This window comes from Actinoalloteichus spitiensis RMV-1378 (assembly GCF_000239155.1).
Lineage (GTDB): Bacteria > Actinomycetota > Actinomycetes > Mycobacteriales > Pseudonocardiaceae > Actinoalloteichus_B > Actinoalloteichus_B spitiensis.
Genome location: NZ_AGVX02000672.1, coordinates 1 through 4,350, shown reverse-complemented (window position 1 = coordinate 4,350; position 4,350 = coordinate 1). Strand labels below are relative to the sequence as shown.

Sequence of the window (4,350 nt, the reverse complement as noted above, 5' to 3'; positions counted from 1 at the left end):
GCTGGCGGAGCTGGTGCGGTTCGTCCGCCGGCGCCTCGCCGGCGAGTACGAGGTCGACGAGTTCGGGTTCGACACGGAGCTCAACGACGCGGTGTTCCTGCCCGCGCTGCGCCTGCTCTACGAGCGGTGGTTCCGGGTCGAGGCGATGGGGCTGCACAACGTGCCGGGCGACAGCGGGGCGCTCGTCGTCGCGAACCACGCCGGCACCCTGCCGGTGGACGCGCTGATGACGGCGGTGGCCATCCACGACCACCACCCCGACCGGCGGCACCTGCGCATACTCGGGGCCGACCTGGTCTTCCGCCTCCCCGTGCTCGGGGCGACGGCGCGCAGGGCCGGCCACACCCTGGCCTGCGCCCCGGACGCGGAGCGGCTGCTCCGCGGCGGCGAGGTGGTCGGTGTCTGGCCGGAGGGCTTCAAGGGGGTGGGCAAGCCGTTCCGGGACCGCTACAAGCTCCAGCGTTTCGGCCGGGGCGGTTTCGTCTCCGCCGCGCTGCGCACGGGCACGCCGATCGTGCCGTGTTCGATCGTGGGTGCCGAGGAGATCTACCCGAAGATCGGGGACGTTCGACCGCTGGCCCGGCTGCTCGGCCTGCCCTACTTCCCGATCACGCCGTTCTTCCCCCTGCTGGGGCCGTTGGGTGCCGTTCCGCTGCCGTCGAAGTGGTACATCGAGTTCGGTGAGCCGATCAGCACGGTGGAGTACGGGCCGGACGCGGCGGAGGACCCGATGCTTGTCTTCGACCTCACCGACCAGGTGCGCGAGACGATCCAGCAGACCCTCTACCGGATGCTGTCCCAGCGGCAGAGCGTGTTCCTCGGCTGAGCTGGGGCGGCCCGCGCCCGGACCGGGCGCCGGCGCCGGGCGCGGGTTGTCAGACCCTCGGACGGCGGTGGTAGCGCAGGCCGGCGGCGACGGCTCCGACGAGCGCCCCCGCCCCGAGCATCGAGTTCACCCCGATCTTCGCGGCCCGCCTACCGGTGCGGAAGTCCCTGATCTGCCAGCCCCTGGCCCTGGCCGCCTCCCGCAGCGGGGGGTCCGGGTTCACGGCGACGGCGGTGCCCACCGCCGACAGCATCGGGATGTCGTTGACCGAGTCGGAGTAGGCGGTGCACCGGCGGAGGTGCAGGCCCTCGCGCACGGCCAACGCGCGCACCGCCTGGGCCTTGGCCTTGCCGTGCAGCAGGTCACCGACGAGGCGCCCGGTGTAGACGCCGTCCTCGCTCTCGGCCACCGTCCCCAACGCGCCGGTGAGACCGAGACGACGGGCGATGATGTCCGCGAGCTCGCGCGGCGTCGCGGTGACCAGCCACACCCGCTGGCCGGAGTCCAGGTGCTTCTGCGCGAGCGCGCGGGTGCCCTCCCAGATCCGGTCCGCCATCACCTCGTCGTAGATCTCCTCGCTCAGGCGGACCAGCTCCTCCACGGAGCGACCGGCGACGAAGGAGAGGGCCTGTTCCCGGCTGGACTGGATCTCCTCGGGGTTCTCCCGCCCGCCGATGCGGAACTTGATCTGCTGCCAGGCGAAGCCCGCCATGTCGGACGTGGTGAAGTACTTCCGCGCCGCCAGGCCGCGGGCGAAGTGGTAGATCGACGCCCCCATCATCATGGTGTTGTCGACGTCGAAGAACGCCGCGGCCGTGAGGTCGGGCGCCACGGCGGGCACCTCGGCCGGCGCGGTGACCGCCGCCTCCGCCGAGATCTGGCCCGCCCGGGTCGCGTGGTCTTCCAGTGCCTGGCCGGTCTCGCGCTTCCGCCACAACGGCACCGCGGCGCCTCCCTGGATCGGTGGGTATCGCTCCCAGCGGGTCGGTTCCGGAGGGGATTCGGTTTCCAGGGTAACGATCCGGGGAACCGGCGAGATCATCACTCGCCGTGACCCGAGCCTCAACACGGGTCCGCGCCGGTGGCGGGGCGGCGCGGACCGTCCTCGTGCCGTGGTGCCGGGCCCGGCGGTGGGAGTGGGAACCCCCGCTGCGGGTGGGGTCGGGTGTGTCACCGGATCCCGTCCGGCAACATGCGGGCCAGCCGACGCACGGCCCGCTGCTGGAGAGCCTTCACCGCCCCTTCGTTGCGGCCCATCCTGGCCGCCGTCTCGGCCACCGACAGGCCGCCGAGGAAGCGGAGGACCACGCACTCCCGCTGGTCGGTGCCGAGCCGGCCCAGGTGGCGCAGCAGCTCGGAGTGCACCGCCTCGGTGAGGACCTTCTGTTCGGGGCCGGCCTGCACGGGCAGCGAGGCCGGTAGCCCGTCCTCCGGCCGGGCGACCGGTACCTCCATCCGGTACTGGCCGGAGCGCACGTGGTCGAGGACCAGGTTGCGCGCGATGGTCACGAACCAGGCGCTGACGTCCCGGCCGCGCTCGCGCAGCGAACTGATCCTGCGCAGCGCCCGCAGGAAGGTCTCACTGGTGACGTCCTCCGCCAGGTCCCGGTCGCCGGTCCTCAGCAGCGCGTACCGGAACACGACGTCCACGTGCGTCCGGTACAGCTCGGCGAAGGCGGCCGGATCGCCCCGCTGGGCGGCGCGGACGAGCGACCACCCTTCCGCCCGTGTCGTCGACATCCCACCCCCTGTCGCACCGAACCCGAGGAGTGGCTGAGTGGTCACCCAGGGTTGGTGGTCGGGGGGGATTCTGGCGAACCCCGGCCACCAACTTCCAGTTCAGCCCGGTTTTTCACTCCAGCAGGGTCCTCCTCCGGGGAGGTGGGCGCTGATGAGCGGCGGCACCGACGATCTCGGCGGAACATTGGACGCCCGAGTATCGGATGACCCAGAATTCGGTCGGAGAGCTCGTCCGAGTGGTACGGAGGTCATCGAGTGACGAACGCGCGAGAGGTGGAGCGGTGGTTACCGAGCCAGGAGGCGCGGGACCTGCTCGCGCTCACGAGGGACATCGCCAGCAGGGAACTCGCCCCGCGCGCGGCGGAGGCCGAGGAGCGCCGCGAGTTCCCCCGGGACCTCTTCAGGCTGCTCGGACAGGCGGGTCTCCTCGGCCTGCCCTACCCGGAGGAGTACGGCGGGGGTGGGCAGCCCTACGAGGTCTACCTCCAGGTGGTGGAGGAGCTGTCGCGGGCCTGGCTGACGGTGGGGCTCGGCACCAGCGTGCACTGCCTCTCCTGCCACGGACTGGCCGCTTTCGGCAGCGACGAACAACGCGACCGCTGGCTCCCGGACATGGTCGGCGGTGACCTGCTGGGGGCGTACTGCCTCTCCGAGCCGCACTCCGGATCCGACGCGGCCGCGTTGCGGACCAGGGCGGAGCGGACCGCCGACGGGTACCGGCTGTCCGGCACGAAGGCGTGGGTGACGCACGGCGGGGTCGCCGACTTCTACCTGGTCCTGGCCAGGACGGGGGAGGACGGCCCCAAGGGCATCAGCGCCTTCCTCGTCGACGGGGCCGCACCTGGCCTCAGCGGGGCGAGCCCGGAACGCAAGATGGGCTTGCGGGCGTCGGTGACGTCCCAGGTCGTGCTCGACGGGGTGGAGGTGCCCGTCGAACGGCGCCTGGGCGCCGAGGGCGAGGGGTTCCGGGTGGCGATGGCGGCGCTCGACGCCGGGCGCCTCGGCATCGCCGCCGGAGCGGTGGGCGTGGCCCAGGCCGCACTGGACGTCGCCGTGGAGTACGCGGGTCAGCGCACGGCGTTCGGCCGGCCGATCGGGGACTTCCAGGGGGTGTCGTTCCTGATCGCCGACGCGGCGGCGGGCATCGAAGCGGCACGCCAGCTCTACCTCGCCGCCGCCCGGCTCAAGGACGCCCGCCTGCCGTTCGGCAGGCAGGCGGCGATGGCGAAGTTGGTGGCCACCGACACCTGCATGCGGGTCACCACCGACATGGTCCAGGTCCTCGGGGGTGCGGGGTACGTGGAGGACTACCCCGTCGAGCGCTACATGCGGGAGGCGAAGGTGCTGCAGATCGTGGAGGGCACCAACCAGATCCAGCGCATGGTGATCGCGCGTTCCCTGGTACAACGGTGACCGTGCCAGACCACCACACCGTCACGCTGTTGGTCCGCCAGGGGTGCCACGGCTGCGTCGAGGCCGAGCGGGACATCGACCGGATCTGCGGTGAACTCGGCGTCCCCTGGACCTCGCAGGACGTCGACGACGACCGCGAGCTGCGCGCCGAGTACGGCGACCGCGTCCCGGTGATCCTGGTCGACGGGCGGGAGCACGGGTACTGGCGTGTCGAGGAGGAGCGGCTGCGCGCGGCCCTGCGGTGAGCGCCCCCCCCGGCCGGGCGCGGGGGAGGAGCTCGGGTGGCGGTCTCGTCCGCTCCTCCGGCGCCGACGCCGGCTCCGAGCTGGCCGTCGTGCGGGGGCCGGCTGGCGGGATCCGCCAGATCGGAA

The 4,350-nt window shown here is 72.5% G+C and carries 5 protein-coding genes; 3 read left to right on the top strand and 2 right to left on the bottom strand.

Translation table 11 applies throughout. The features are described 5' to 3' along the window. A partial coding sequence (locus tag ACTIDRAF_RS0223715; RefSeq protein WP_016701176.1) for a 1-acyl-sn-glycerol-3-phosphate acyltransferase occupies positions 1-826 on the top strand: 826 nt, incomplete at its 5' end. Between the two features lie 49 nt (positions 827-875). On the opposite strand, the gene ACTIDRAF_RS0223710 is transcribed toward ACTIDRAF_RS0223715, so the two are convergent. Together ACTIDRAF_RS0223710 and ACTIDRAF_RS0223705 are read right to left on the bottom strand one after the other, a co-directional pair. Further along, on the bottom strand, positions 876-1,868 hold the full coding sequence (locus ACTIDRAF_RS0223710) for an HAD family hydrolase (protein ID WP_016701175.1): 993 nt from the start codon (positions 1,866-1,868) through the stop codon (positions 876-878). 128 nt (positions 1,869-1,996) lie between these two features. After that, positions 1,997-2,611: an RNA polymerase sigma factor gene (locus tag ACTIDRAF_RS0223705; protein WP_425359132.1), complete on the bottom strand. Its 615-nt coding sequence runs from the start codon at positions 2,609-2,611 to the stop codon at positions 1,997-1,999. 210 nt (positions 2,612-2,821) lie between these two features. Between ACTIDRAF_RS0223705 and ACTIDRAF_RS0223700 the strand changes: the two genes are divergently transcribed. Then, the gene (locus ACTIDRAF_RS0223700; protein ID WP_016701173.1) at positions 2,822-3,979 is read left to right on the top strand and encodes an acyl-CoA dehydrogenase family protein; all 1,158 of its coding nucleotides are present in this window, start codon (positions 2,822-2,824) and stop codon (positions 3,977-3,979) included. Further along, a complete protein-coding gene (locus tag ACTIDRAF_RS0223695) occupies positions 3,976-4,224 on the top strand; it encodes a glutaredoxin family protein (RefSeq protein WP_016701172.1) in 249 nt (82 codons plus the stop codon). Before ACTIDRAF_RS0223700 ends, ACTIDRAF_RS0223695 begins: the two co-directional genes overlap by 4 nt. The last annotated feature ends 126 nt before the right edge of the window (positions 4,225-4,350 follow it).